At 71.3% G+C, this 24,726-nt stretch carries 20 protein-coding genes and 2 pseudogenes; 13 read left to right on the top strand and 9 right to left on the bottom strand.

Annotation, left to right across the window (positions count from 1 at the left end; genetic code table 11):
• Positions 1 to 94: 94 nt before the first annotated feature.
• Positions 95 to 1,216: pseudogene (gene gcl, locus ABZ078_RS32940) on the bottom strand (glyoxylate carboligase); the annotation flags it as partial.
• Positions 1,217 to 1,446: 230 nt separating this feature from the next.
• Here gcl and ABZ078_RS32935 point away from each other — a divergent pair.
• Genes ABZ078_RS32935 through ABZ078_RS32920 form a run of 4 tightly spaced genes read left to right on the top strand, consistent with a single transcriptional unit; the run spans position 1,447 to position 3,168 of the window.
• Positions 1,447 to 2,127, top strand: a complete 681-nt coding sequence (locus ABZ078_RS32935) for a hypothetical protein (RefSeq protein WP_356581403.1) — start codon at positions 1,447 to 1,449, stop codon at positions 2,125 to 2,127.
• A 41-nt stretch (positions 2,128 to 2,168) separates the two neighbouring features.
• A complete protein-coding gene (locus ABZ078_RS32930; RefSeq protein ID WP_356581401.1) occupies positions 2,169 to 2,684 on the top strand; it encodes a GNAT family N-acetyltransferase in 516 nt (171 codons plus the stop codon).
• A 9-nt stretch (positions 2,685 to 2,693) separates the two neighbouring features.
• A complete protein-coding gene (locus ABZ078_RS32925; RefSeq protein WP_356581399.1) occupies positions 2,694 to 2,936 on the top strand; it encodes a hypothetical protein in 243 nt (80 codons plus the stop codon).
• A 1-nt stretch (position 2,937) separates the two neighbouring features.
• Positions 2,938 to 3,168, top strand: coding sequence for a hypothetical protein (locus tag ABZ078_RS32920; RefSeq protein ID WP_356581397.1), 231 nt, complete (start codon positions 2,938 to 2,940; stop codon positions 3,166 to 3,168).
• Between the two features lie 4 nt (positions 3,169 to 3,172).
• Here the strand turns inward: ABZ078_RS32920 and ABZ078_RS32915 are convergent, their stop codons facing one another.
• Together ABZ078_RS32915 and ABZ078_RS32910 are read right to left on the bottom strand one after the other, a co-directional pair.
• Positions 3,173 to 4,771 (bottom strand): AMP-binding protein, encoded by a 1,599-nt coding sequence (locus ABZ078_RS32915; protein WP_356581395.1) that lies wholly within the window; start codon positions 4,769 to 4,771, stop codon positions 3,173 to 3,175.
• Complete coding sequence (locus ABZ078_RS32910; RefSeq protein ID WP_356581393.1) at positions 4,768 to 6,438, bottom strand: AMP-binding protein; 1,671 nt, start codon at positions 6,436 to 6,438, stop codon at positions 4,768 to 4,770. Before ABZ078_RS32910 ends, ABZ078_RS32915 begins: the two co-directional genes overlap by 4 nt.
• Positions 6,439 to 6,592: 154 nt before the next feature.
• Between ABZ078_RS32910 and ABZ078_RS32905 the strand changes: the two are divergent.
• The 4 genes and pseudogenes from ABZ078_RS32905 to ABZ078_RS32890 all read left to right on the top strand — a co-directional run bounded on the left by ABZ078_RS32905 (position 6,593) and on the right by ABZ078_RS32890 (position 12,617).
• A pseudogene (locus ABZ078_RS32905) lies at positions 6,593 to 7,395 on the top strand (LuxR C-terminal-related transcriptional regulator).
• Between the two features lie 557 nt (positions 7,396 to 7,952).
• The gene (locus ABZ078_RS32900) at positions 7,953 to 10,772 is read left to right on the top strand and encodes an AAA family ATPase (RefSeq protein ID WP_356581391.1); all 2,820 of its coding nucleotides are present in this window, start codon (positions 7,953 to 7,955) and stop codon (positions 10,770 to 10,772) included.
• 223 nt (positions 10,773 to 10,995) lie between these two features.
• Complete coding sequence (locus ABZ078_RS32895; RefSeq protein WP_356581389.1) at positions 10,996 to 11,784, top strand: serine protease; 789 nt, start codon at positions 10,996 to 10,998, stop codon at positions 11,782 to 11,784.
• Between the two features lie 182 nt (positions 11,785 to 11,966).
• Positions 11,967 to 12,617, top strand: a complete 651-nt coding sequence (locus ABZ078_RS32890; RefSeq protein ID WP_356581387.1) for a LysE family translocator — start codon at positions 11,967 to 11,969, stop codon at positions 12,615 to 12,617.
• 21 nt (positions 12,618 to 12,638) lie between these two features.
• On the opposite strand, the gene ABZ078_RS32885 is transcribed toward ABZ078_RS32890, so the two are convergent.
• Positions 12,639 to 13,808 carry a winged helix DNA-binding domain-containing protein gene (locus ABZ078_RS32885; RefSeq protein ID WP_356581385.1) on the bottom strand — a complete coding sequence of 390 codons (1,170 nt, stop codon included), beginning with the start codon at positions 13,806 to 13,808 and terminating at the stop codon, positions 12,639 to 12,641.
• Between the two features lie 147 nt (positions 13,809 to 13,955).
• Here ABZ078_RS32885 and ABZ078_RS32880 point away from each other — a divergent pair, with 147 nt between their 5' ends.
• Together ABZ078_RS32880 and ABZ078_RS32875 are read left to right on the top strand one after the other, a co-directional pair.
• Complete coding sequence (locus ABZ078_RS32880) at positions 13,956 to 15,116, top strand: magnesium and cobalt transport protein CorA (protein WP_356581383.1); 1,161 nt, start codon at positions 13,956 to 13,958, stop codon at positions 15,114 to 15,116.
• A 627-nt stretch (positions 15,117 to 15,743) separates the two neighbouring features.
• A complete protein-coding gene (locus ABZ078_RS32875) occupies positions 15,744 to 16,067 on the top strand; it encodes a hypothetical protein (RefSeq protein WP_356581381.1) in 324 nt (107 codons plus the stop codon).
• A 355-nt stretch (positions 16,068 to 16,422) separates the two neighbouring features.
• Here ABZ078_RS32875 and ABZ078_RS32870 read toward each other — a convergent pair whose 3' ends face one another.
• A complete protein-coding gene (locus ABZ078_RS32870) occupies positions 16,423 to 16,614 on the bottom strand; it encodes a hypothetical protein (protein ID WP_356581379.1) in 192 nt (63 codons plus the stop codon).
• A 331-nt stretch (positions 16,615 to 16,945) separates the two neighbouring features.
• Here ABZ078_RS32870 and ABZ078_RS32865 point away from each other — a divergent pair, with 331 nt between their 5' ends.
• The 3 genes from ABZ078_RS32865 to ABZ078_RS32855 all read left to right on the top strand — a co-directional run bounded on the left by ABZ078_RS32865 (position 16,946) and on the right by ABZ078_RS32855 (position 18,794).
• A complete protein-coding gene (locus tag ABZ078_RS32865) occupies positions 16,946 to 18,016 on the top strand; it encodes a serine hydrolase domain-containing protein (RefSeq protein WP_356581377.1) in 1,071 nt (356 codons plus the stop codon).
• A 34-nt stretch (positions 18,017 to 18,050) separates the two neighbouring features.
• Positions 18,051 to 18,401 (top strand): hypothetical protein, encoded by a 351-nt coding sequence (locus ABZ078_RS32860; protein ID WP_356581375.1) that lies wholly within the window; start codon positions 18,051 to 18,053, stop codon positions 18,399 to 18,401.
• A 141-nt stretch (positions 18,402 to 18,542) separates the two neighbouring features.
• Complete coding sequence (locus tag ABZ078_RS32855) at positions 18,543 to 18,794, top strand: hypothetical protein (protein ID WP_356581373.1); 252 nt, start codon at positions 18,543 to 18,545, stop codon at positions 18,792 to 18,794.
• A 112-nt stretch (positions 18,795 to 18,906) separates the two neighbouring features.
• Here the strand turns inward: ABZ078_RS32855 and ABZ078_RS32850 are convergent, their stop codons facing one another.
• The 4 genes from ABZ078_RS32850 to ABZ078_RS32835 form a co-directional block, all read right to left on the bottom strand.
• Positions 18,907 to 20,127 (bottom strand): cation:proton antiporter, encoded by a 1,221-nt coding sequence (locus tag ABZ078_RS32850; RefSeq protein ID WP_356581371.1) that lies wholly within the window; start codon positions 20,125 to 20,127, stop codon positions 18,907 to 18,909.
• A gap of 548 nt (positions 20,128 to 20,675) precedes the next feature.
• A complete protein-coding gene (locus ABZ078_RS32845; protein ID WP_356581369.1) occupies positions 20,676 to 22,742 on the bottom strand; it encodes an iron ABC transporter permease in 2,067 nt (688 codons plus the stop codon).
• Between the two features lie 4 nt (positions 22,743 to 22,746).
• Positions 22,747 to 23,736, bottom strand: coding sequence for an iron-siderophore ABC transporter substrate-binding protein (locus tag ABZ078_RS32840; protein WP_356581367.1), 990 nt, complete (start codon positions 23,734 to 23,736; stop codon positions 22,747 to 22,749).
• On the bottom strand, positions 23,733 to 24,593 hold the full coding sequence (locus ABZ078_RS32835; protein ID WP_356581365.1) for an ABC transporter ATP-binding protein: 861 nt from the start codon (positions 24,591 to 24,593) through the stop codon (positions 23,733 to 23,735). The genes ABZ078_RS32840 and ABZ078_RS32835 overlap by 4 nt, the downstream gene beginning before the upstream one ends.
• Between the last annotated feature and the right edge of the window lie 133 nt (positions 24,594 to 24,726).

Here is a 24,726-nt window from a genome sequence, read left to right as displayed (position 1 = left end):
TCCGAGGTCCTGAACATGCCGATCGAGGAGGCGACGTCGTTCTTCGAAGCCGTCCCCGCCATCGCCCGGCACCTCAACACGCTGAAGGACGTCGGCGCTGCGGCTTGATCGGGATGTCGTCGAAGTGCGTACGGCGCTGGAGGGTCGCCTTCCTCTCCTGCGCGGCGGCCGCCCAGGCGGAGCGGTCGGGCAGCCTGCCCGCCGCCTTCAGCTCCTTCGCCACCTCGACGAACAGCTCCAGGGCCGCCTTCGCGTCGGAGGCGATGCCGTAGTCCGGGGCGAAGATCTTGCCGATCTGGGTCGGCTCGACGTCGACGTGGACGAACGTCCGCCCGGCCGTGTAGACGTCGAGCTTGCCGGTGTGGCGGTTGGCCCAGCGGTTGCCGATGCCGAGGACGAAGTCGGACTCCAGGAAGGTCGCGTTGCCGTAGCGGTGCGAGGTCTGCAGGCCGACCATGCCGGCGTTCAGCTCGTGGTCGTCGGGCAGCAGGCCCCAGCCCATCAGGGTCGGGACGACCGGTGTGCCGGTCAGCTCGGCGAACTCGACGAGGAGTTCGGCGGCGTCGGCGTTGATGACACCGCCGCCCGCGACGATCAGGGGGCGCTCGGACGCGTTCAGCATCCCGATCGCCTTCTCGATCTGGGCGCGGGTCGCGGCGGGCTTGTAGACGGGGAGCGGCTCGTACGTCTCCGGGTCGAACTCGATCTCCGTCAGCTGGACGTCGATCGGCAGGTCGATGAGGACCGGGCCGGGCCGGCCGGAGCGCATCAGGTGGAACGCCTGCTGGAAGACACCGGGGACCTGCGCCGCCTCCAGGACGGTCACCGCCATCTTGGTGACCGGCTTGGCGATCGAGGCGATGTCGACGGCCTGGAAGTCCTCTTTGTGGATCACGGCGGTCGGCGCCTGGCCGGTGACGCACAGGATCGGGATGGAGTCACCGATCGCGGAGTACAGGCCGGTGATCATGTCGGTGCCGGCCGGCCCCGACGTGCCGATGCACACGCCGATGTTGCCCGCGTGGGTGCGCGTGTAGCCCTCGGCCATGTGCGAGGCGCCCTCCACATGGCGGGCGAGGGTGTGGTTGATCCCCCCGGATGCCTTGAGCGCCGCGTAGAAGGGGTTGATCGCCGCACCCGGCACACCGAACGCGTCGCTGACGCCCTCGCGCTTGAGGATCTCGACTGCCGCTCGGGCAGCGGTCATACGAGCCATTGAGTACTCCTGCTTCGGCTGTCGGATTCGCACTCCCGTCGCGCCCCGCGGTGAGCAATTCCGTGACGATGGCATCTCCACGAGCCGTTATTCCGTATCGCGGAAATACTTTTCTACTATCTGGAAGCAATGTAGGTGGGCCGGTGAACACCGTCAAGAGGCGGACAACCGGCCGGGCACTGGAGGACGATGGGAGCGCTGTCCCGATGCGAGGTCGTCCTGGAGTGGCCATGTCCGAGAGCGTGTCGGTGCGCTGCCCGGCCTGCCGGCGCGGGCATCTGTACACGGCGCCCGCCCATCCGTGTGAGTGCGGGACGCCCGTCGCGCCGGCGCTCGACCCTGACGGGACCGCGACGCCGGTCACCCACCGCGCCTGGGAGGACGAGTGGATCGGCGTGCGCTGCGCGGCCTGCGGACGTACGACCGAGTGGCCCCGTCCGGAGCTGGGCTGCCCGTGCGGGACGATCCTGTGCGTCCCGGTGGCCCGGGCGGCCACGGAGGGCGCGCAGCCGAAGGCGCCCGCCGCGCGCCGCCCTTCCCAGCCCCTCACGATCCGCACCGCGCGCGACGCGGTGACGGCGGCCGCCGTCTATCTGCGCCGGCTCGGTTACCGGGGCCTGCGACGCGCCGACCAGCGGCCCACGAGCGGCATCGGCATCGCCGCCCACGGTCTGCTCGCCCAGGTCGACCCGACCGTCCGCCCGGCCACCCCGCGGGACGTGGAGTGCCTGTGGCTGACGGCCATGACGGAGTCCTCGGCCTGCGTCTACTTCTCCCTCGCCGGCTACGCCTCCGACGCCCGCGCCCGCGCCGACGCCCTGGGCGTCCCTCTCTTCGTCCTCGACCTCACGGGCACCCCACAGCCGGTCAACAGCCTCGCCGACGAACTGGACGCCACGGGCGCCCGGTAATGGGCTCGCGCCCGGCGCATCCGGCGACGCACACTCGGCGGATGCGCATCCGCCCCGCCACGCCCGCCGAGCTCCCAGCCCTCCAGGACATCGAGCGCGCCGCGGGCGTCGCCTTCCGCGCCCTCGGCATGGCGGCGATCGCCGACGACGAGCCACCCGCCCTGGACGTCCTGGACGGCTACCGCAGGGCGGGGCGCGCCTGGGTCGCCCGCGACGACGCCGACCGGCCCATGGCCTACCTGATCTGCGAGCCCGTCGACGGTTCGCTGCACATCGAGCAGGTCTCGGTCCACCCGGAGTTCGCCCGCCGGGGCGTGGGCCGGACCCTCCTCGCGTACGCCGCCGACCGCGCAGGCGAGGAGGACCTGACCGGCCTCACGCTCACCACCTTCACCGAGGTCCCGTGGAACGCGCCGTACTACACCCGCCTGGGCTTTCGCGTACTGGACGAGTCCGAGCTCACCCCCGGCCTGCGGAGGATCCGCGCCCACGAGAAGGAACTCGGACTCGACCGCTGGCCCCGCGTCTGCATGCGCCGCGCCCTGGGCAGCCGGTAGAACGACCGCATGGACACCGCCGTACTCGAACAGTTGCTGGACGACGTCTTCGACCAGGCCGTCGTGCACCACGGCCACACCGCCTACCTGCGCGACTACGAGGTCGTCATCCATGCGACCGCGGATCCCCGCACCGGTATCGAGCCCGCCTATGTGCGGTATCTCTTCCGGTACTGCGTCGAGGCCCGGTGCGAGACGTCCCTGCCGGCGGAGACCCTGGCGGGCCTCCCTCGACGACCGCCTGATCGATGACGTGACCGCCGACGGCCTCGACGGATACGTCTGGGGTGTGAAGTGGCACTGCCTGTACCCGGGCGCGAAGCTCCTGCCCGCCTCGGCGAGGACCCGCCGGTGGTCGCGGTCCCTCGGGCTCGACTTCCATGAGGTTCTCATCGAGACCAACGCCCACCGGCTCACGCTGATCTTCTCCGACCTCCGGGTGAGCGAGCTGCCCACCGGGTACGCCCCGTTCGTCGCGGACTGAGTGATCAGGCCCCGCTGTCCGCGTACCTCGCCCGCAGCTCCACCTTGCGCACCTTCCCGGACACCGTCATCGGGAAGGAGTCCAGGACCTGGAGCCTGCTCGGGATCTTGTAGTGGGCGAGCCGGCCGTCGCAGAAGGCCGTTAGCTCCTCCAGCGTCAGCGGGTCACCGGGATCCCGCGGGATGACGCATGCCAGCACCTCCTCGCCGTACCGCTCGTGCGGCACCCCGACGACCTGGACGTCCGCGATCTTCGGGTGGGCGTACAGGAACTCCTCGATCTCGCGCGGGTAGATGTTCTCGCCGCCCCGGATGATCATGTCCTTGATGCGGCCGACGATCTCGACGTAGCCGTCCTCCCGCATCGTCGCGAGGTCACCGGTGTGCATCCAGCGCCCGGCGTCGACGGCCTCGGCGGTCTTCTCCGGCTCGTTCCAGTAGCCGAGCATCACGCTGTAGCCGCGTGTGCACAACTCGCCCGCGACGCCCCGGGGCTGGGTCACCCCGGTCACCGGGTCGACGATCTTCACCTCGATGTGCGGCAGCACGCGGCCGACCGTGCCGGTGCGGTGTTCGAGGTCGTCCTCGCGCCGGGTCTGCGTGGAGACGGGCGAGGTCTCCGTCATGCCGTAGCAGATCGACACCTCGGCCATGTTCATCTCGGTGACCACCCGCTTCATCACCTCCACGGGACACGGCGAGCCCGCCATGATGCCGGTGCGCAGGGAGGAGAGGTCGTAGGACGCGAAGTCGGGGTGGTTCAGCTCCGCGATGAACATGGTCGGCACCCCGTAGAGGGAGGTGCAGCGCTCCTGCTGAACGGCCTCCAGCGTGGCCTTCGGGTCGAAGGAGGGCGCCGGGATCACCATGCAGGCGCCGTGGGACGTGGCGGCCAGGTTGCCCATGACCATGCCGAAGCAGTGGTAGAAGGGCACGGGGATGCACACCCGGTCCTGCTCGGTGTAGGCGATCATCTCGCCCACGAAGTAGCCGTTGTTGAGGATGTTGTGGTGGGAGAGGGTGGCCCCCTTGGGGAAGCCCGTCGTGCCCGAGGTGTACTGGATGTTGATCGGGTCGTCGCAGGACAACTCCTCGAACGGCACCGGCGTCGCGCGCGCGAGAAGCGCCTCCCAGCTCGGGTCCCCGATGAACACGGTCTCCCTCAACTGCGGGCACCGGCCCCGCACTTGCTCGACCATCGACCGGTAGTCACTCGTCTTGTGACCGAGGGAGGCGAACAGCAGCGAGATGCCGGCCTGGTTGAGGACGTACTCGACCTCGTGGGTGCGGTAGGCCGGGTTGATGTTCACCATGATCGCGCCGATGCGGGCCGTGGCGTACTGCACCAGGACCCACTCGGGACAGTTGACCGCCCAGATGCCCACCCGGTCGCCCTTGGCGACCCCGCTCGCGAGCAGCGCGTACGCCAGCTCGTCTACGTCGGCGGCGAAACGCGCGTAGGTCCAGCGCCGCCCGGACGGCACGTCGACCAGCGCCTCCCGGTCCGGCCAGGCGGCGGCGGTCCGGTCCAGGTTGGCCCCGATCGTGTCCCCGAGCAGGACCGTCCCGCTCGTCCCGTGCGTGTACGACAGTTCAGCGGTCACCGGAAGTCCTCCTCGCGGTACTCGGCGTCCGACCCCGCGGCCGTGGCCTCGCGCAGCTCGATGCGGCGGATCTTGCCGGAGACGGTCTTGGGCAGCGGCGCGAACTCCAGGCGGCGCACCCGCTTGTAGGGGGCGAGCACCTCGCGGGAGTGCTCGAAGAGGACCTTCGCCGTGTCGGAGCCCGGCTCCCAGCCCTCCGCCAGCACGACGTACGCCTTCGGCACCGCGAGCCGCAGCTCGTCCGGCGCGGGCACGACGGCCGCCTCGGCCACCGCCTCGTGCTCCAGCAGGGCGCTCTCCAGCTCGAACGGGGAGATCTTGTAGTCGGAGGCCTTGAACACGTCGTCCGCCCGGCCGACGTAGGTGATGTAGCCGTCGGCGTCCCGGGAGCCGATGTCGCCGGTGCGGTAGTAGCCGCCCGCCATCGCCTCCGCCGTACGGTCGGCGTCGCCGTGGTAGCCGGTCATCACGCCGACCGGACGCGCGGAGAGGTCGAGCGCGATCTCGCCCTCGTCCGCGCCGGGCGCGCCGGTGACCGGGTCGAGGAGTTCGACGCGGAAGCCGGGGCTGGGGCGGCCCATCGAGCCGGTCTTCAGGGGCTGGCCGGGGCTGTTGGAGACCTGGACGGCGGTCTCGGTCTGCCCGAAACCGTCCCGGATCGTCACGCCCCACGCCTCGCGCACCCGCTCGATGACCTCGGGGTTGAGCGGCTCACCGGCGGCGACGGCCTCGCGGGGCGGGGTGCGCAGGGCGCTCAGGTCGGCCTGGATGAGCATGCGCCAGACGGTCGGCGGGGCGCAGAAGGTGGTGACGCCGGCCCTGTCCATCTCGGCCATCAGCCGGGTCGCGTCGAAGCGCGTGTAGTTGTGGAGGAAGACGGTCGCCTCCGCGTTCCACGGCGCGAAGAGGTTGGACCAGGCGTGCTTGGCCCAGCCCGGCGAGGAGATGTTCAGGTGCACGTCGCCGGGCTTGAGGCCGATCCAGTACATGGTGGCCAGGTGCCCGATCGGGTACGAGGCGTGGGTGTGCTCGACGAGCTTGGGGCGGGCGGTGGTTCCGGAGGTGAAATAGAGCATCAGCGGGTCGTCGGACGCGGTCGGCCCGTCGGGGGTGAACTCGGCGGGGGCGGTGTACGCGTCCTCGTACGCCTGCCAGCCCTCGCGCGCGCCGCCGACGCTGATGCGCGTGTACCGGCCGGGCACCTCGTCGAACTTGCCGGTGTCCTCGGCCCGCACCAGCACATGGCGCACGCGTCCCCGCTCCACCCGGTCGCGCAGGTCGGCGGGGCCGAGCAGCGGGGTCGCGGGGATGACGACGGCGCGGAGCTTCATCGCGGCGAGGGCGGTCTCCCACAGCTCGGCCTGGTTGCCGAGCATGACGAGCACGCGGTCCTCGGCCCGCACGCCGCGCTCGCGCAGCCAGCCCGCGACCCGGGTGGAGCGCTCGGCCATCTCGGCGAAGGACAGCCGGACCTCGCTGCCGTCCTCCTCGACGATGTGCAGCGCGGTGCGGTCGTTGCCGTCCGCGATGACGTCGAACCAGTCGAGTGCCCAGTTGAACCGCTCCGGCCGGGGCCAGGCGAAGCCCTCGTAGGCGGTGGCGTAGTCCTCGCGGTGTTCGAGCAGGAAGTCCCGCGCACTGCGGAACAACTCCGTCCCCGTCTTCATCTGTCCTCCTGGTTACCGGACCTTGCCGGGCGGCTCTCTGTCATCGTCTAATCCGTGACGTGGGTCTCACTACCCCCGAACGGGGGTGTGCCCTCCCGGGAAGCCGCAGTGAAAGGGCGAGTACGTGGCAGTGGACGCGGCCGCAACGGTGGAGATGAGGAGCGCGCTGGTGCGCCTGCGCCGCACCACGGGCCTCCCGGTCGCCTTCGGCGGCCTGGTCGAGGCCGGGCGCCGCCAGATGCGCATCAGCGAACTGAACGGCACGGTCACCGAGTCCTTGAGCAGAGTCACGGTGGCCGCCGGGAACGGCCTGGGCGGCAAGGCGGTGACCCTGGCCCGCCCCTGCGCGGTGACCGACTACTCCGCCTCCCGGCAGATCACCCACGAGTACGACGCCGCCGTCGCCTCGGAGGGACTGCGCTCGGTGCTGGCGGTCCCGGTCGTCGTACGGCGCCGGGTGCGCGGTGTGCTGTACGGCGCCCTGCGCACGGCCCAGCCGCTCGGCGACCGCACGCTGACGGCGGCCGTGGCGGCGGCGCGGGACGTGGAGCAGGCGCTGGTGGTGCGGGACGAGGTGCGGGGGTTGCTGGAAGCGGCGCGTCCGGAGCCGGCGCCGGTCGAGGGGGGCGGCGCGGGCCGGGAGCAGGTCCGCGAGGCGCACGCCGCGCTGCGGGCCCTGGCACCCGTATCACCGACCCCGCGCTGCGCTCGGAGCTCCTCGCGGCCTGCGCCCTGCTGACGGCGGAGCACCCCGCGGCCACGGTGACACTGTCCCCGCGCGAGCTGGACGTGCTGGCCTGCGTGGCCGCCGGCTCGACGAACGCGGTCGCCGCCGAGCGGCTGGGACTGCGGGCCGAGACGGTCAAGGGCTATCTGCGCTCCGCCATGCGCAAGCTGGGCACACACACCCGCGGCGAGACGGTGGTGGCGGCACGCCGGGCGGGGTTGCTGCCCTAGGAGAGACGGGCGGAGTCGGTGCCGCAGGGGCGCACGGTGGGGCTGCTGCCGCAAGGGCGGCCGGTGGGGTCGGTGCCGCCGACGCCGCCTATCGGACTGCTGCCGCAGGGGCGGCGCGTCGGGCTGCTGCCGCAGACACAGCGAGTGGAGACGCTGCCGCAGACACGGCGAGAGGGGACCTGCCTTCAGACGCCGCCAAGCGCGCTGCTGCCGCAGGAACGGCGCATCGACCTGCTGCCGCACACACGGCAGACGGGGACACCCCCATCACACGCCACCAATCGCACCGCTGCCCCAAACACGGCGCATCGGGTTTCTGCCGTCAGACGCCGCCGATCGGGCTGCCGGCCGAGCACGGCGGTGGGGCCGCTGCCGTCAGGCGCGGCGTGCGTGCGGTCCATGGGTGGTCCAGGCCACCTCGACGACCCTTCATTCATTCACCCGGGCTATGAATTTCCCTATGCCCAGCGGCTGTTATTTGCCTCACCATGTCGACCGTCCGAATTTCAAAGATCCGTTGCCTAATATTGGCCCGAACACGACACACGGAGGGAGCGGTGACCGTGCGACGGGACTTCAAGGAGCCTGCGAGATGCCGCCCCGACCTGGTCATCGGCAGGGAGGAGCTGTTCAGCGCGGCGCGTGAGCAGCTCGGCCGGGGCGGCAGCGTGCTGCTTCACGGGCCTGCCGGAATTGGGAAGTCGACGGTTCTGCGGGCATTGGCCACGGAATACGGCCATGCGGCCCGCACGGTGTTGCGCTGCTCGCCCACGGAGTCCGAATCCCATCTCCCCTTCCTCGCCCTGGCCGACCTCCTCGGCCTGGTCCTGGACGAGGTGTCCGACCGGCTCCCCGCCGCCCAGCGCACCGCCCTGGAGTCGGCGCTCACCGGACGCGGCGAGTCCACCCTGCAACGCGACGGCCTTGCGCTGCGCCTGGCCGTGCTGTCGGCCCTGCGCGCCCTCGCCGACACCGGGCCCGTCCTCGTCGTCGTGGACGACCTCCAGTGGCTCGATCCCGCCAGCGCCGAACTCCTCGGCTTCGCCGCCCGCCGCCTGGGTGACACACCGGTGCGGATGCTGTGCGCGGTGCGGACCGAGGACCAGGAGTACGACCGCCATCTGCGCGCCGCCCCGCCGGACACCCTCGCCGTACGCCTCGGCCCCCTCTCGCGCGCCCAGATGTCCGCCCTCCTCGACCACCGCGGCTTCACCGGCCTGCCCCGCTCCACCGTCCGGGACATCCACCGCACCAGCGGCGGCAACGCCCTGTTCGCCCTCGAACTGGGCCGCGCCCTCGCCGAGAACCCCACCCCGCCCAGCCCCGGCGAACCCCTGCCGGTGCCCACCTCGCTGCGCGCCCTGGTGCTCAAGCGCCTGGAGATGCTCTCGGAGGAGGCCCGCCGCACCCTGCTGGTCGCGAGCGCCGGCGCCCGCCCCACGCTGGCCCTGCTGCACGCGGCCGGCCGGGACAACGCCGAGGCCGAGACAGCCCAGGCGGCAGGGCTCGGGCTGCTGGCGACCGAACCCGAGGGGCCCGCCGTACGGTTCGCGCACCCGATGATCTCCGCCGCGCTCTACGCGGAGGCGCCCGCGCAGGAACGCCGGGCCGCGCACGCCGCGCTGTCGACGGCGGCCTCCGACCCCATCGAGCGCGCCCGGCACCTGGCCCTCGCGACCTCCGGCACCCACCCCGAGGTCGCGGCCCGGCTGGCCGAGGCCGCCGCCCTGGCCCGCGACCGCGGAGCCCCCTCGGTGGCCGCCCAGCTCTCCCTGCTCGCCGCCCGGCACACCCCTGCGGACGGCCCGCCCAGCCCGGAGGTGCTGCGGCTGGACGCCGCCGAGGACGCGATCACGGCCGGCGAACTGGACCTCGCCCGGGACATCGCCCGTGAGGTGCTCACCCGGGCGACGGTGCCCGCGGACCGGGTGCGGGCCTGGATCATCGTGATCGACACGGCGGGCCACGCCATGACGGAGGTCGACGCGATCTTCCCGCAGGCGCTGGCCGACGCGGGCGACGACCCGAAGCTGCTCGCCCTGGTCCACTACCAACTCACCTGGCGCGCGGTCCTCGTGAAGGGCGACTTCGACGAGGCCCGGGAGGAGGCCGCGTACGCGGCGGCGCTGGCCGCGCGGGCCGGCGACCGGTACACCGAGCTCATGGCGCTCGCCTTCCAGGCCCAGATCGAGACCCTCATGGGGCATCCGGACGCCCCGGCGACCATTCGGCGGGCGCTCCAGGAGCCCCAGGACCCGAGGGTGGCCTGCCATCACAACGGGGCCGGCTACTCCCGCTTCCGCTGGCTGATCATGAGCGACCAGTTGCCCGAGGCGCGCGCGGCGGTCACCGCGCTGCTGCGCGAGGTGCGCCGGCACGGGTGGGTCGAGAGCGAGGTGCACTTCCTGCGCGGGGTCGCCGAGACCGAGCTGCACTCCGGTCACTGCGGGCGCGCGCTCGACCTGGCCCGCGAGAGCCTGCGACTGGCCCGGGACACGGGGATCGGCGAGGTGGCCTCCGCCGTGCTCACCTCGCTCGCGGAGGCCGCGGGCGGGGAGCTGGACCGGGCCCTGGCGCTGGCGCGGGAAGCGCTGGAGCACGCCGAGCGGGACGGCGACCAGATGTACTGCTCCCGCGCCCTGGCCGCCCTCGGCCACGCCCAGTTGGTGGCCGGGGACGTGTCGGCGGCGGTCCGCTCGCTGCGCCGGGTGCGGGAGGTGGAGCAGAGCCTCGGCATCACCGACCCGGCCCGCGGCCGCTGGCACGGCGACCTCGCCGAGGCCCTGGTGCGCAGCGGCGAGTTCGCGGAGGCGCAGGACGTCATCGACGTCACGCGCGAGCAGGCGCGGCGGCTGAACCGGGAGAGCGTCCTGGCCGTCCTCGACCGGGCCGAGGCGCTGGTGCGCGCCGCACGGGGTGAACAGGACGCCGCCGTGGCCCAGATGACGTCGGCACAGGACCGGCTCGGCACACTGGGGTACGGCCTGGAGGAGGCCCGGGCCGCGTTCGCCCTGGCCCAGTTGCGCACGGGCGCTCCGGGTCCCACGGCGTACGACGAGGCGGCCCGGCTGTTCCGCCGCTGCCGGGCGCTGCCCTGGCTGCGGCAGGTCGAGGCGGCCTCGGAGGCACGTCGCGCGCAGGCGGTCCCCACCCCCGCCTCCGCGCCGGACGGCCTCGACGGCCTGGACGGGCTCGCCTCGATGGAGCGTCAGGTCGCCGCGCTCGTCATGGAGGGCGCGACCAACCGGGAGATCGCCACGCGGCTGTTCATCAGCGTCAAAACGGTCGAAGCGACGCTTACCCGTGTCTACCGCAAGCTCGGGATCCGATCGCGGGTCGACATCGTCAGACTGGCGGCGGGACGCCGTACGACGTGAGTTCACCCGTCTTTGTCGGTCGGTGGAGGTTTGACCTGACACGACCGAGGGTTTTCCCTGCCCAACTCCCTTAGGGGGTTCCCTCATTGGGAAGGGGATGTTCCGCGACCTAACGTGGGGGACGTGCCGCTCGCCCGGGCACGCGGGGGTCGGTCCCGCGACCCCCGTGCACACCCCCACACCCGCGCGAACCCCCCACCGGCAATCCCCAATGAGGAGTCTCATGTTCGGGCTCACCCGTGCCAGAAAGACCGCCGCCGTCGCGGCGACCGCTGCCGCCGCCGCGGCCGCGCTGCTCAGCGCCCCCACCGCTGAGGCCGCCTCCACGCGCATCGTGGGTGGCACGACGACCACGACGACCGCGTACCCGTTCATGATGCAGATCACGGACGCCTCGCAGAGCCAGTTCTGCGGCGGCACGCTCGTCTCCGCGACCAAGGTCGTCACCGCCGCGCACTGCATGGTCGGCGAGACCACGAGCAGCGTCCGTGTCGTCGGCGGCCGCACCTACCGCAACGGGACGAACGGCACGGTCAGCCGGGTCAGCGACATCTGGATCCACCCCGACTACTCGACCGCCACCGAGGGCGACGACGTGGCCGTGCTGACCCTCTCGACCTCGATGCCGTACACGCCCGCCTCGTACGTCGACTCCTCGGACACCGGTGTGTACGCGGCCGGCGCCACCGCCCGCATCATCGGCTGGGGCACCACGTCCTCGGGCGGCAGCTCCTCCAACCAGCTGCGCACGGCGACCGTGCCGGTCATCGCCGACTCCGGTTGCGCGAGCTCCTACGGCTCGGACTTCATCCGGTCCGACATGGTCTGCGCCGGACGCACGTCCGGCGGCGTCGACACCTGCCAGGGCGACAGCGGCGGTCCCCTGCTCATCGGGGGCGTCCTGGCAGGGATAACTTCCTGGGGCGAGGGCTGTGCCCAGGCCGGTTTCCCGGGTGTCTACACCCGGCTGACCACCTTCTCGGACGAGGTGACCGCGCAGGTCGAGTCGTAACCGGGAGCGGCACCCACAAGGTCTCCCGAGCGCGCCTCGGGTGAAAGACCAGGGGGCGTTGCGGGCCTCCACGAGCGGCCCGCAGCGCCCCCTATCCATGTCCGTTGTCAGTGGGGACTGTTTCAATGGGTCGCGGATGTGGGTGTCGGATGCGGGTGCCGGGCGTCTGGGGGTGATGGGCATTGGTGTCCGTGGATCGTTTGCTGGCCTTCGCGGCGATGTCGGTCCTGGTGATCGTGATTCCCGGGCCGAGCGTTCTGTTCGTCATCGGCCGGGCCCTGGCTCACGGCCGCCGCACCGCCGTGGCGACCGCGCTCGGCAATGTCATCGGCTCCTACCTGCTGGTGGTCGCCGTCGCGGTCGGGATCGGCTCCTTGGTGGAGCGGTCCGTGGCGGTGTATCTGACGGTGAAGCTGGCCGGCGCGGCCTATCTGGTCCACCTCGGCGTGCAGGCGTTCCGGCGCCGCAAGGAGCTGAAGGCTGCGGCGATACGGGCGCAGGAGCAGACAGGACCGTCGCGCGGTGATCTGCGGACGCTCCTCGACGGCGCCCTGGTCGGGGTGACCAACCCGAAGGGCGTGGTGTTCTTCGCCGCGGTACTCCCCCAGTTCGTGGACCACTCGGCGGGCCGTGTGCCGCTTCAGATGCTGCTGTTGGGGCTGGTCCCGATCACCATCGGCCTGGTCACGGACACCCTGTGGGGCCTGACCGCGTCGGCGGCCCGCACCTGGTTCGCCCGCTCAGACCGCCGGCTGTCCCTGATAGGCGGAGCGGGTGGGTGCACGATGATCGGGCTCGGGGTGACGGTCGCGGTGACGGGTCGGGCGGACTGACCGGGGCCGCAGTCCGGCGGCCTAGGGAATGACGGTGTCGAAGCGGATGTCGTACGGCGTCTGCGGGTGCACCACCCGCAGCATCCGCTCCGCCTCCTCGGTCACCTCCCCGCGCTGGGCCTTGGTGAGTTCGGTGAACGGCTCGATGACGAGGGCGTCGCCGAGGATCCGCCACACGCCCGCGAGAAAGCCGTCGACGAGAAGCGGGCAGAAGAACGTGTTCGCCTGCCAGGTGCGGCCACGGTTCGCGGGCGGGATCACCCGGGTGCGGTCGGCGTGGGAGAGGAGCAGGTTGTCGAACTCCGGAAGGAAGCGGGGCGGGGCCGGGGTGTCCGGATCCGGGCGCGGGGCGTCGGGGAGGTCGAAGAGTTCGACGCCGTTGTCGTCCCGGAAGGTGACCAGTTCGGGGCGTAGCCGTTCGAAGGCGTCCCGCATCCGGGTCAGTCCGGACCAGGTCTGCATGTCCTTCACGGAGGCCGGCCCGAAGGCGGCCAGGTAGCGCAGGACGGTGGCGTCGGCGGAGGCGGCCGGCTCGGCGGGGCGGCCCAGCCAGTGCTCGGCGGTGGTCAGGGCCACCTGGGCGCTACGGCCCCACAGTCCGCGCGGGGTGACCTGGACGAGGGGGAGCTTGCAGCGGGCGGCGATGGCGAGGGACTGCGGGTCGGCGTCCGGCCACTCGGCGCCGAGGGCCTCGCGCAACTGCTTCATGGTGCGGGGCTCGGCCTCGACGAGTTCGCGGGCGAGCACGGCGAGCCGGTCCAGGTCGACGCCGACGAGGCCGTTGCGGAAGTAGGCGATCTCACGGTCGCGGGCGGGCTGCACCAGCGGACGCAGGGTGAGGCTGTCGTCGGCGGTGTGCAGATGGATCGTCGAGCGCATGGTGACGATGCGTACGACCGCGCGGTCGGCGAGCAACCCGGACAGTTCCTCGGTCGTGAAGCCGTCGAGGCGGGCGGCGAGCGCGTAGTAGGGCGGCTTGACCTCCTGCGCCTGGAGGCCGACCAGATGCTGCACGGCCGCCAAGGCGGACAGCGGCGAGCGGCGCAGCAGGAGCTGCCGGTCGAGGGTGGCGCGGTTGAGGGCGCGGGCGCCGAGGACGGGGCCCGTCGTGGTCGTCGCCTTGCCGGTGCCGCGCTTCGTCGCGGTCCGCTTCGTCGCGGTCCGCTTCGTCGTGCTCCGCTTCGTCGTCATACCGGTCACGCTAGCGAGGCTTGCGGACACCTCCTGTCCGCAACTCTCACGGAACCCGGATCGGCTCCCTCCCCCGCCCACGACATTCGCCCCGTATATCCTGCTCCGTGATCACGCCCTCGTCGTCCCGACCGGGAGGCAGCCGCGATGTCCGAGCGACGCGCCCGCCCCGCCTCGAAGAACTCCATGAAGTCAGCCTGGCGCCGGGCCCTCACTCCGCCGCGACCACCGCAGCCCCCGGCTCCGGCTGCCCCGGAGCGCGCCGCGGTGCCCGACTCCTGCGAGGTGGCGAGCGTCGTGGAGGCGGCGCTGTACCAGGACGGAGTACGCGTTGCCTCCCCCGCCACCCTCGCCGACACCTACCGTGAGCTGCGCGACCAGCCGTCCGGCATGGCGTGGATCGGCCTGGCCCGCCCCACGGAGTCCGAACTCCTCTCCCTTGCCGCCGAGTTCGACCTGCACCCGCTGGCGGTCGAGGACGCGATGGAGGCACACCAGCGCCCCAAGCTGGAGCGCTACGGCGACACGCTGTTCGTGGTGCTGCGCGCGGCCCGTTACCTGGACGCGCCCGAGGAGGTCGACTTCGGCGAACTCCACGTCTTCGTCGGCCCGGACTTCGTGATCACGGTCCGCCATGGCGCGGCCCCCGACCTGTCGGCGGTGCGCCGACGCATGGAGGAGACACCGGAACTGCTCAAACTCGGCCCGGAGGCGGTGCTCTACGCGATACTCGACACGGTGGTCGACGGTTACCTGCCGGTGGTGACGGGCGTCCAGAACGACATCGACGAGATCGAGACCGAGGTGTTCCGCGGCGACCCGGAGGTCTCCCGCCGCATCTACGAACTCTCCCGCGAAATGGTCGAGTTCCAGCGCGCCACCCGCCCACTGGTCGGCATGCTGCACGGCCTGATGGCCGGCTTCGCCAAGTACGACACGGACGAGGAGCTCCAGCGCTACCTCCGCGACGTCGCCGACCACGTCACCCACACCAGCGAACGCGTCGACGGCTTCCGCCAGGCCCTCACCGAGATCCTCACGGTCAACGCGACGCTGGTCACGCAGCAACAGAACGCGGAGATGCGGGCGTTGGCGGAGGCGGGGTTCGAACAGAACGAGGAGATCAAGAAAATCTCGTCCTGGGCGGCGATCCTGTTCGCTCCGACGCTGGTCGGGACGATCTACGGGATGAACTTCGAGCACATGCCGGAGTTGCACTGGACGTTCGGATACCCCTTCGCCATCGCCCTGATGGGGGTGGTGTGCACCAGTTTGTACGTCATCTTCAAACGGCGGGATTGGCTCTGAGCAACCGCCGAGCGAGGGGTTGCTCCATAGGCCGGAGCCCCCCCGACCGTGGGCGCATCGAACGCCTCCGAGGGCGCTGGGAGAATCTGGGGAATGCCGAGGAGGGGGCGCAGCGATGCTGCGCCCCTCCTTCAGACCCGTGACCTGCGATTTCACGATGCACGTCACTCTGCCCACCTGTATGCCGCCCTGTCCGAGCGCGGACTGACCCATGGGGTGTCCGTGCACGCGGATTGACCGTCCAGCCCTTCGTCGCGAAGCCCGAGTCCCCCACCCCGCAACGGAGGTGTCGGCTGCTGCCCCCGGCCCCGCTACCGCCACCGGGCATCGTCGGTGACAGCCCTGGCCGCCCGCCTCGACGCGCAGGTCTTCACTTCCCGCCGAGCAGTTGCGAGAAATTTCAAGTAAATGGCCGACGGGTCATTGCGCCCGTCAAGTGCCTCACCTACGCTCGGCCGAAGCAGGCGTAGCTCGATGAACTCCCTTGATTCCAGGGTGAGTTGCTGCGCGCCTGTTCCTGACGAGAATTTCCACCGCCCCGGTGGCCGGGTCGGCGAAATCCGAACCGGCGGCCGAGGCCAGGCTCTTGGAGTGAATATGGGTTCCCCGCGTTCCAGTCGGCGTCGTATGAGGCTCGCGACCATCGCGGCCGGGCTGGCAACCGTCGGTGCCTTCGCCGCCTCCTCGCCCGCGTCCGCTGCGGCGAACGGCGATGTCACGGTCACGCTCCGGGTGACCATCTCCCACGGTGACTCCGTTATCGCGAAGATCAACGGGGTGGACACCTGTTTCGTGGGCTTTACTCCTGGCAAGCCGAAAGACATTGTTGTCTCCGGACCTTCAGGCTCATGGGCGCACCTCGGCAGCACGCTCGACTGCTACTCCTTCACCGGCCACTTCGGCGGTAACACCCTGACCACCAACGGAGCGGTCATCCCCGTGACGTTCTGACAAGCCCGCATCGCCGAGGTGCCGGACCAGTCCTCCGAGACGGGTCCGGCACCGAGGCATTCGACCCGCCGGCCGTGTTCCGCACGCCAAGTTGGCCGCCGACGACCTGGCGCCTGTGTCCGGCCGGTACCCGCGGGGACGCCCGAGTCGCCGCGAGCGAGTTGTGCTCCACTCAGTAGAACCTCGGATTCATCGAGTAGGCGCCGTGCCCCATCGGCGAGCATCACCGCCAGGTCGGTGGCGATCCGTCCGGATCATGCCCGGTCCCGTGTGGCCGGAGTGGCCTGAGCGCGGCGGAGTACACGAAAACGGCTCACACCAGCTCTTTGACCTGCGACTTCAAGTTGGCGGAGGCTCACCGCTCGCCGTGCACTGAATGCTGCGCCACCTGGAGGGCTTCGCGTCGGAACCCCAGGTAGAGGGCTTGGTGCGCCATGGCCCGCAGGAGGTGCCCGCTCAGTGGTGCGTCGCCAGCGCCGGCCGCCGGTTTCACCGCAGTGTTGAAACGGTTGAGCGCGACAGCGTGCTCACGGTTGTCGAAGGCCATCCAGCCCGAAACGTGTGCGAGCTCCGCTGACGCTGAGAACATGGCGATGGCGTTCGTGCCGGGGACGTTCGCGATCCTCGTGCGGGCAGCGGCCCCTAGGTCGTGTCCCCGACCCCTTTCCGGGGCGTTCCCGATGGTGTGGGGATCGGGCACTTGGTGAGCTGTTCTCATGAGCCGTCAACAGTCCTCTCGTGGACTCCCCATCGCCCTTGCCGTCGCAGCCGTCGCCCTGGGAACGCTCACCGCCACCACTGCACCGGCCGGGCCACCTCACCACGCTCCGCCTCGATTACACCCGAACACCCAGGCCGCGCACGCGAAGACCCAGGCAGTGCTGAACGAGATCGTCGCGCAGGGCACCCCCGGCGTCATCGCCCGGATACGAGACGCGCGCGGTGTGTGGGATGGCCGGGCCGGTGTCAGTGACCTGGTCACCGAGCGGCCGAGGAACACCGGCGAGAAGTTCCGGATCGCCAGCGTGACCAAGACGTTCACCGCCACGGTGCTGCTCGGGCTCGAAGCCGAGGGCAGGATCTCGCTGGACGACAGCGTGGCGGAATGGCTGCCCGGGGTGGTGCGCGGCAAGGGCTACCGACCCGAGAACATCACCGTGCGGCACCTGCTCAACCACACGAGCGGCATCTTCGACTACAACATGGACGAGGGCTTTCGCACCCGGTACGCGGGGGACGAGTTCGACCGGAACCGCCACATCAGGTGGTCCCCACAAGAGCTGGTGGACATCGCGCTCGCCCACCCGCCCAACTTCCAGCCGGAGCAGGGCAGCAGGCCCGGAAGGCCAGGCAGGTGGGACTATTCCGACACCAACTACGTTGTCGCCGGCATGGTCGTCGAGAAAGCCACCGGCGGCACCTACGCGCAGGCGGTCGAGCGTCTTGTCATCCAGCCGCTCGGCCTGCGCGGCACGAGTGTGCCGGGCAGCTCGCCCCAACTGCCCGCACCGCACGCGAGGCACTACTCCACGCTGTTCGAGGACGGGCCGGAGGCGAAAGTGCGCGACGTCACCCAGTTCAGCCCCACCGTCGCCTTCTCCGCCGGTCAGATGATCTCGACCGTCGGAGACGTGAACACCTTCCTGTCCAAGCTGCTGGCCGGTGAGCTGCTGCCGCCCGCCCAGCAGCGGCAGCTGCTCGACGCGGTCCCCGTCGACGGGGACAAGGGACATGGTGATCCGCAGGACCGCTACGGCCTCGGCATACGGCACTTCAAGCTCAAGGAGGGCTGCTGGGCATGGGGCCACGGCGGCATGATCCCCGGCTCCGCGACCCGGACGCTCGCCTCGGCGGACGGCCGGCGCGTCATGACCATGAACCGCAACGGCGACTGGGGCGAGCAGCGACTGGAGGACGCGGCCGTCGAGACCGAGTTCTGCGAGCTCTGACAGTGCCTGTCCGACAATGCAGGTGAAGCCATCAATGCAGGTGAAGCCATCTCTGCGACATAGCCCGGACCGACAGTCGTATCCAGGTTGCCTGCCCCGCGACTTCGCCGGACCGCACCGCACCGCCCTCTTCGGCGACGGCGCGGTGGGCGCCGCCGTCCTGCTGGACCGGCTCGGCATCCAGCCGCGGGCGGTGGGCTTCCTCGCCAAGGTGGTACGCGGCGGGGGTGTCCGGTACGCGGCCGAGCTGCCCGAGCCGGTGCCGGGCGATGAGGCGGTGTCCGTGGTGCGTGCGTGGCTGGAGTCCGCGGCCACCGCCGCCGACGGGGTCGACGGCTCACCGCCCGCAAGGGGCGTCTCTACACTCCCGAGACCGTCCATCTGATGCCCGCCATACCGCTGACGGCGGCCGGCAAGCCGGACAAGCGGCTCCTGCGGGCCCGGCTGTCCGGCTGAGCCGCGGCAGTCGGACCCGACGCTCCGCCAAAGGCGCGGAACAGGACATCCTGACGGCGGTGTCGTCGTTGTGCCGGGCATGAAGATGATCGCTTACGCCACGCTTGCCGGTGCGGCCCTGCTCATGGCCGCCGTTCCCGCCTCAGCGGACGACGGCCCCCTTGACTTCGGCATCTTCCAGGGTGTCAACGAGACGAAGGGATCGAGCAGCACAGACGCGAGCCCGACCTGGACGCGGACGGGCGGCCGAGGGAGCGAAACCGTTCCGAAGTCGGCCCTGGCACAGCTGGTGGACAGCCTGGCGGGGCCCGGCCATCAGTGACCGGGCCCGGCAGTCCACGGGGGAGGGAGGTGCCCACCTCGCCCGGCCGACCGTACCGCGCGACCGGTCACCGTCTCGCGGACGGAGACGTCGCCTCCCTCCCCTCCGCCGGTCAGACAGTGACGTGAGCTGATTCGACCCGCTCCGGGTCGGCGGGGGCGGAACCCGGTACCGACGCGGTGGAACGGCGGGTGAGCCGGCGGGCCAGCGGCTCGGTGTAGCGAGCGGTGAGCGGGCCGACGACGACGAGGATCAGGACGTACGCGGTGGCGAGGGGACCGACGCGTGGCTCGACGCCGACGGCGAGTCCCGCGATGACGATGGAGAACTCGCCGCGTGCGACGAGGGTGCCGCCCGTTCGCCAGCGCCCCGCGCCCCGGATTCCCGCGCGGCGCGCGGCGTACCAGCCGGTGGCGATCTTGGTGAGGGCGGTGACGACGGCGAGGAGCAGGGCGGGGACGAGGACCGGCGGAATGTCGGCAGGGTCGGTGGACAGACCGAAGAACACGAAGAAGACGGCGGCGAACAGATCCCGCAGCGGGGCGAGGAGATTGCTGGCGCCCTCGGCGACCTCCCCGGACACGGCGATGCCGACGAGGAAGGCGCCGACGGCCGCGGAGACCTGGAGTTGCTGGGCGATCCCGGCGACGAGAAGGGTGACGCCGAGGACGACCAGCAGGAGCAGCTCCGCGTTGTCGGAGGAGACCGCACGGCTGATCAGCCGACCGTGGCGCAGCGCGACGTAGAGGACGGCGCCGACGGTGCCCAGGGAGATCAGCAGCGTGACGGCGCCGCCCGCCAGGCTGACGCCGGCGAGCAGGGCGGTGAGGATCGGCAGGTAGAGCGCCATGGCGAGGTCCTCGATGACGAGGACGCCGAGCACGACGGGGGTTTCGCGGTTGCCGAGCCGGCGCAGGTCGCCGAGGACCTTGGCGATGACACCGGAGGAGGAGATCCAGGTGACGCCGGCCAGCGCGACGGCGGCCACCGGTCCCCAGCCCAGGACCAGTGCGGCGACGGCGCCGGGTGTCGCGTTGAGGACGAGGTCGACCACGCCGGAGGGGTATTGGGTCTTGAGGTTGGTGACGAGTTCGGACGCGCTGTACTCCAGGCCGAGCAGGAGCAGCAGCAGGATGACCCCGATCTCGGCGCCGGTCGCCACGAACTCCTCGCTGGCCTGCAGGGGAAGGATGCCGCCGTGGCCGAAGGCGAGCCCGGCCAGGAGGTAGAGGGGTATGGGTGAGAAGCCCACGCGTCCGGCGAGTCGGCCCAGCAGGCCCAGGGCGAGGATGACCGCTCCGAGTTCGATGAGCATGGCGGTGGTGTGGTGCACGGGCGTCGGTCCTCCGGGTTCGGTTCGGTGACGGCGTCTGTGCCTGGTGGCAAAGGGCATTGGCGAGCGGGGCATGCCGGGGTTCCGTCGCTGCGCGCTGGTTCGGCGACAGGGCAGGGGGCGGTCATCGACTCGACTGGCCGAGCCCCGGCGGGCGGCGGAGTGTCAGGTGGCCGCGACACCGGTGAGGGAGCGCCTGGTGGAGCAACTGGTGCGTGCGTCGGACCAGGAGATCAAGCGCCGAGGGCAGTGCCCGAATCAGGAACGCTGTCACGGGCCGTGTTGTCGATGCGCACAGGCCGATCCATGTCACGTCCCCCCATCGCACCGTTCCGAAAGCGCCGAAAAATGAAATCCCCGCAGAATGAGCGGTCTGTCGCTCAATGGAGCGTCAAGGCTCGGTAAAGAAGCTTAGCGCATATGGAAGTGCGCATAAGGGGCGTTTAGTTGCTTACCATCAGAAAGAGGGCTGAGGATCTTGTCGGCGCACGGGCACAGGGGCCCGCCTCCCCCGTGGGCGGGCCCCTGACTCGATGGGCCGTGTGTCCCTACCGGCGGCTTCGCAGCAGCAGATGGAGGAAGTACGGCGTGCCGATGACCGCCGTCATGAGTCCGGCGCCGAGTTGGGCCGGTGCGATGACGGTGCGGCCCACGAGGTCGGCGGCGCACACGAGGACGGCGCCGAGGAGCACCGCGACCGGCACCACCCGGACGTGCTGCCGGCCCACGAGGGCACGGGCCGCGTGGGGTGCCACGAGTCCCACGAAGCCGATGGTGCCGGCGGCGGCCACGGCGGTGGCGCTGAGCAGGACGGCGAGCGTGAGGAAGCCGAGGCGCCCCCGTGCGAGGTTGAGCCCGAGGAGCTTCGGGGTGTCCTCGTCGAGCGACACCAGGTCGAGTTCCGTCCGCCGCAGGACGGCGACGGTCGCCCCGACAGCGAGGACGGCCGCGAGCGGCGCGACGTCGGGCAGGGTCCGCCCGTAGGTGGAGCCCGACAGCCAGGTGAGCGCCTTGGTCGCGTTGAACGGGTCGGTGAGGATGATCAGGAGGCTGATCAGGGCGGCTGTCGCAGTGGCGACGCCGAATCCGACCAGGACGAGCCGGTTCTGCCGGAAGCCTCCCCGTGCCGCGAGTCCGAAGACCAGGACGGAACTGATCGCGGCGCCCGCGAACGCCGCTCCGGCCACGCCCCACGATCCGACGGACGGGACGGTCGTCACGAGGAGGACGGCGCCGAGCGCGGCGCCGCCGGAGACGCCCAGGATTCCCGGCTCGGCGAGGGGGTTGCGGGTGACGGCCTGGACGAGCGTTCCCGCCAGGGCGAGGGCCGCGCCCGCGAGGAGGGCGGCCAGCACGCGGGGCACCCGGGTGTCCAGGACGAAGGTGATGGTCCGGCCGGCCCGTCCCTGCGCCCAGTTCAGCACGTCGCCCAGCAGGAGCTTGCTGTCTCCCAGCAGCACGGCGGCGATGGTCACGCCGACCAGCACGGCCGCCAGGACGGTCGTGGTGAGGAGGAAGACGGTCCTGCTCCTGATGCGCAGCCGGTCGGACGCGGCGGCTGAGGCCGTGTCACGGACCCGCGTGGCCATGGCGATCAGGAAGACGGCGCCGACGAGGCTGGTGACGACGCCGGTCGGCACGGCGACCGCGGTGTCCGCCGGCACGACGGCGCGCAGCAGCACGTCGGAGCCGAGGACCAGGGCGGCGCCGGTGAGGGCCACCACCGGCAGGGTCGTACGTGTCCGGGTGAACGCGCGGAACCTGCGGGCGAGGGGGCGGACGAGGGCGGGGGCGCACAGGCCGACGAAGCCGATGGGGCCGGCGAGTGTGACGGCGGCCGTGGAGAGCAGGGCGGCGAGCACGACCGCGGTGACGCGGGTGGCCCGCACGGGCACGCCGAGGCCGCGGGCGGCGTCGTCGCCGAGGGCCAGGGCGTCGACGCGGCGGGCGAGGAGCAGCAGTCCGAGGAGGCCGACGACGGCGATGGGGGCCATCTGGAGCACGCCGCCGAAGCCGTTCTGGGCGATGCTGCCCTGGTTCCACTGGTAGAGGCCCTCGGTCTGCTGGGGGAACAGCAGGAGCAGGCCCTCGGTGACGGCGGTGAGGCCGAGGGTGAGGGCGCTGCCCGCGAGGACGAGTCGTACGGTGCCGGCGCCCAGGCCGGAGAGCCCGAGCACGACGGCCGCGGCCGCGAGGCCGCCGGCGAACGCGACGCCGGAGGAGGCCAGCAGCGGCAGGGAGACGCCCGTGGCGGCGACCAGACCGAGGGCGAGGTACGAACCGGCGTTGACGGCGAGGGTGTCGGGCGAGGCGAGGACGTTGCGGCTGACCGCCTGGAGGGCGGCGCCGGCGATGCCGAGCACGGCGCCGACGAGGAGACCGGCGGTCATCCTCGGCAGCCGGGAGGCGACGACGACGGACGCGTCGGCCGGGTCGGCCCGGCCGGTGAGCGCCTTGAACACCTCCGGGGCGCCGACCGCGGCCGTGCCCTGTGTGATGTGCACGAGGGCGAGGGCGGTGACGAGGAGGAGCAGAGCGGCCGTCACCGCGGCCGCGCCGGTCCGGGACGGTGCCGCCGACGGACGGGTGGCGGGAGTCGCTGCGGTGACGGCCATGGTGCTACTTCGTCAGCGCGGCGACGAGGGTGTCGATGTACTGGTTCATCGACTCGGGGCCGCCGAACATCCAGATGCCGTCGGGCAGTCGGTGGACGTTGCCCTTCTTCACGAACGGCAGCGAGGTCCACACCTTGTCCTTGGCCAGGACGCCGTTCTCGGTGAACGGGGTGCTGCTCTTGTCGCCGTCGTTGGCGATGTAGGCGAACTGCACGTCGCCGAGCTTGGTGAGGCCCTCGACGTCGGTGGAGCCGAGCCCGTAGTCCTTGTCGCCCTTGACCGTCCAGGCGTTCTTCAGGCCGAGCTCCTCGCTGACCGCGCCGATGAGCGAGCCGCTGGTGAAGGGCCTGACGGAGACCTGGTTGGAGACGACGTAACCGTCCGCGAAGGCGAACTCGGCGCCGGCGAGACCGGCGTCGGCGAGGGCCTTCTTGCCCTCGGCGACCTTCGCGTCGAACCCGTCCTTGAGCTTCTCGGCCTGCTCGGTGGTGCCGGTGGCCTTGGCGATGAGGTCGACGTTCTCCTTCATCTGGCCGATCGGGTCGGAGGCGTCGGCGGACCGCACCTCCAGGACCGGGGCGACCTTGCGCATCTGCTTCACGGCGGCCGCCGGCAGGTCGGTGCTGGCGACGATGAGGTCCGGCTTCAGGGAGGCGATGGTGTCCATGCTCGGCTCGCCGCGCGTGCCGATCTCCTTGGGCTCGTTCTTCAGCGGGACCGCGCTGTCCCACGTCTTGTAGCCCTTGACGTCCGCGACGCCGACCGGGTCGACGCCCAGCGATATCAGGAGCTCGACCTCGTGCCACTCGGTTCCGACGACCTTCTTGGCCGGCCCGTCGAGTTCGACCTTCGTGCCCGAGGCGTCGGTGAGGGTGATGCGCTCGGTGGTCTTCTTGGCAGCGGCGGCGTCGGTGGCGGGCTCGGTGGTTCCGCAGGCGGCCAGGGTGAGGGCCGCGGCGGTGGCGGCCGCCGCGGTGAGAAGAAGGCGTCTCATGAGGAGGTGCTGAGCCTTTCGGTTCGCGAGTGGTGTCGGCCGATGGCGCGGGTGCGCAGCCGGCCGGTGAGGGGATCGGTGTCGACCTCGATGCGGATGCCGTACGTGTGGGACAGCCGCTGTGGCGTCAGTACGTCCGCGGGGTCGCCGTCGGCGATGACCCGCCCCTCGTGGAGCAGGACGATCCGGTCGGCCACGGCCGCGGCCTGGTCGAGGTCGTGCAGGACGGCACCCACGGCGATGCCGTGGTCGTCCGCCAGATCGCGCATAAGGTCGAGGAGTTCGACCTGGTAGCGCAGGTCGAGGTAGGTGGTCGGCTCGTCGAGCAGGAGTACGCCGGTCTCCTGGGCGAGGCAGCCGGCGAGCCACACGCGCTGGAGCTGTCCGCCGGAGAGGTGCTCGGCACCGCGTTCGGCGAATTCCGCGACGCCGGTCATCGCGAGCGCGCGGTCCACCGCCGCCCGGCCGCCCGGGTCGGCCCTGCCCCAGCGCCCCCGGTGGGGGTACCGGCCGAACTCGACGACGTCCCGTACCGTCAGACCGCTGGGCGTGGGGCGCCCCTGGGTCAGCAGGGCCACGTGGCGCGAGAACTCACGAGGAGTCAGCGCGAGGCCGTCGGTGTCGCCGTCGATGGTGAGCGTGGCGGTTTTCGGTCGCTGCAGTCGCGCGATGGTACGCAGCAAGGTCGACTTGCCGCTGCCGTTCGGTCCCACGAGCACCGTCACCTCGCCGGGCCGCAGCGTCATCGAGGCGTCGTGTACGACGTCGACACCGTCGTACGCCACGGTGACGCCCGTGGCCGACAGTTCATGACCGTGGGGACGGGTGGCCACGGCGCTCTCTTCACCTGCATGCACCCGGCGAGGTTAGCCTAACCTTATCGGAAGGGAAAGCGCCTCCAGGGGGTGCCGCAAGGGGGAATTCGGCCAACTGCCCTTCCAGGCCGCGGTGAGTTCTACGTAACGGGCCGTTCACAAAGGCCGGGACACC

Source organism: Streptomyces sp. NPDC006385 (assembly GCF_040612485.1).
Classification (GTDB): domain Bacteria; phylum Actinomycetota; class Actinomycetes; order Streptomycetales; family Streptomycetaceae; genus Streptomyces.
The sequence above is the reverse complement of the archived record's forward strand: the minus strand, read 5'-3'. Positions and strand labels throughout refer to the sequence as shown.

Bases quoted from the DNA above. Each gene is read 5' to 3' on its own strand.
- ABZ078_RS32935 (WP_356581403.1), top strand. From the start codon at position 1,447: ATGTCCGAGAGCGTGTCGGTGCGCTGCCCGGCCTGCCGGCGCGGGCAT.
- ABZ078_RS32930 (WP_356581401.1), top strand. From the start codon at position 2,169: ATGCGCATCCGCCCCGCCACGCCCGCCGAGCTCCCAGCCCTCCAGGAC.
- ABZ078_RS32925 (WP_356581399.1), top strand. From the start codon at position 2,694: ATGGACACCGCCGTACTCGAACAGTTGCTGGACGACGTCTTCGACCAG.
- ABZ078_RS32910 (WP_356581393.1), bottom strand. From the start codon at position 6,438: ATGAAGACGGGGACGGAGTTGTTCCGCAGTGCGCGGGACTTCCTGCTC.
- ABZ078_RS32895 (WP_356581389.1), top strand. From the start codon at position 10,996: ATGTTCGGGCTCACCCGTGCCAGAAAGACCGCCGCCGTCGCGGCGACC.
- ABZ078_RS32885 (WP_356581385.1), bottom strand. From the start codon at position 13,808: ATGACGACGAAGCGGAGCACGACGAAGCGGACCGCGACGAAGCGGACC.
- ABZ078_RS32880 (WP_356581383.1), top strand. From the start codon at position 13,956: ATGTCCGAGCGACGCGCCCGCCCCGCCTCGAAGAACTCCATGAAGTCA.
- ABZ078_RS32875 (WP_356581381.1), top strand. From the start codon at position 15,744: ATGAGGCTCGCGACCATCGCGGCCGGGCTGGCAACCGTCGGTGCCTTC.
- ABZ078_RS32870 (WP_356581379.1), bottom strand. From the start codon at position 16,614: ATGGCCTTCGACAACCGTGAGCACGCTGTCGCGCTCAACCGTTTCAAC.
- ABZ078_RS32860 (WP_356581375.1), top strand. From the start codon at position 18,051: ATGCAGGTGAAGCCATCTCTGCGACATAGCCCGGACCGACAGTCGTAT.
- ABZ078_RS32845 (WP_356581369.1), bottom strand. From the start codon at position 22,742: ATGGCCGTCACCGCAGCGACTCCCGCCACCCGTCCGTCGGCGGCACCG.
- ABZ078_RS32840 (WP_356581367.1), bottom strand. From the start codon at position 23,736: ATGAGACGCCTTCTTCTCACCGCGGCGGCCGCCACCGCCGCGGCCCTC.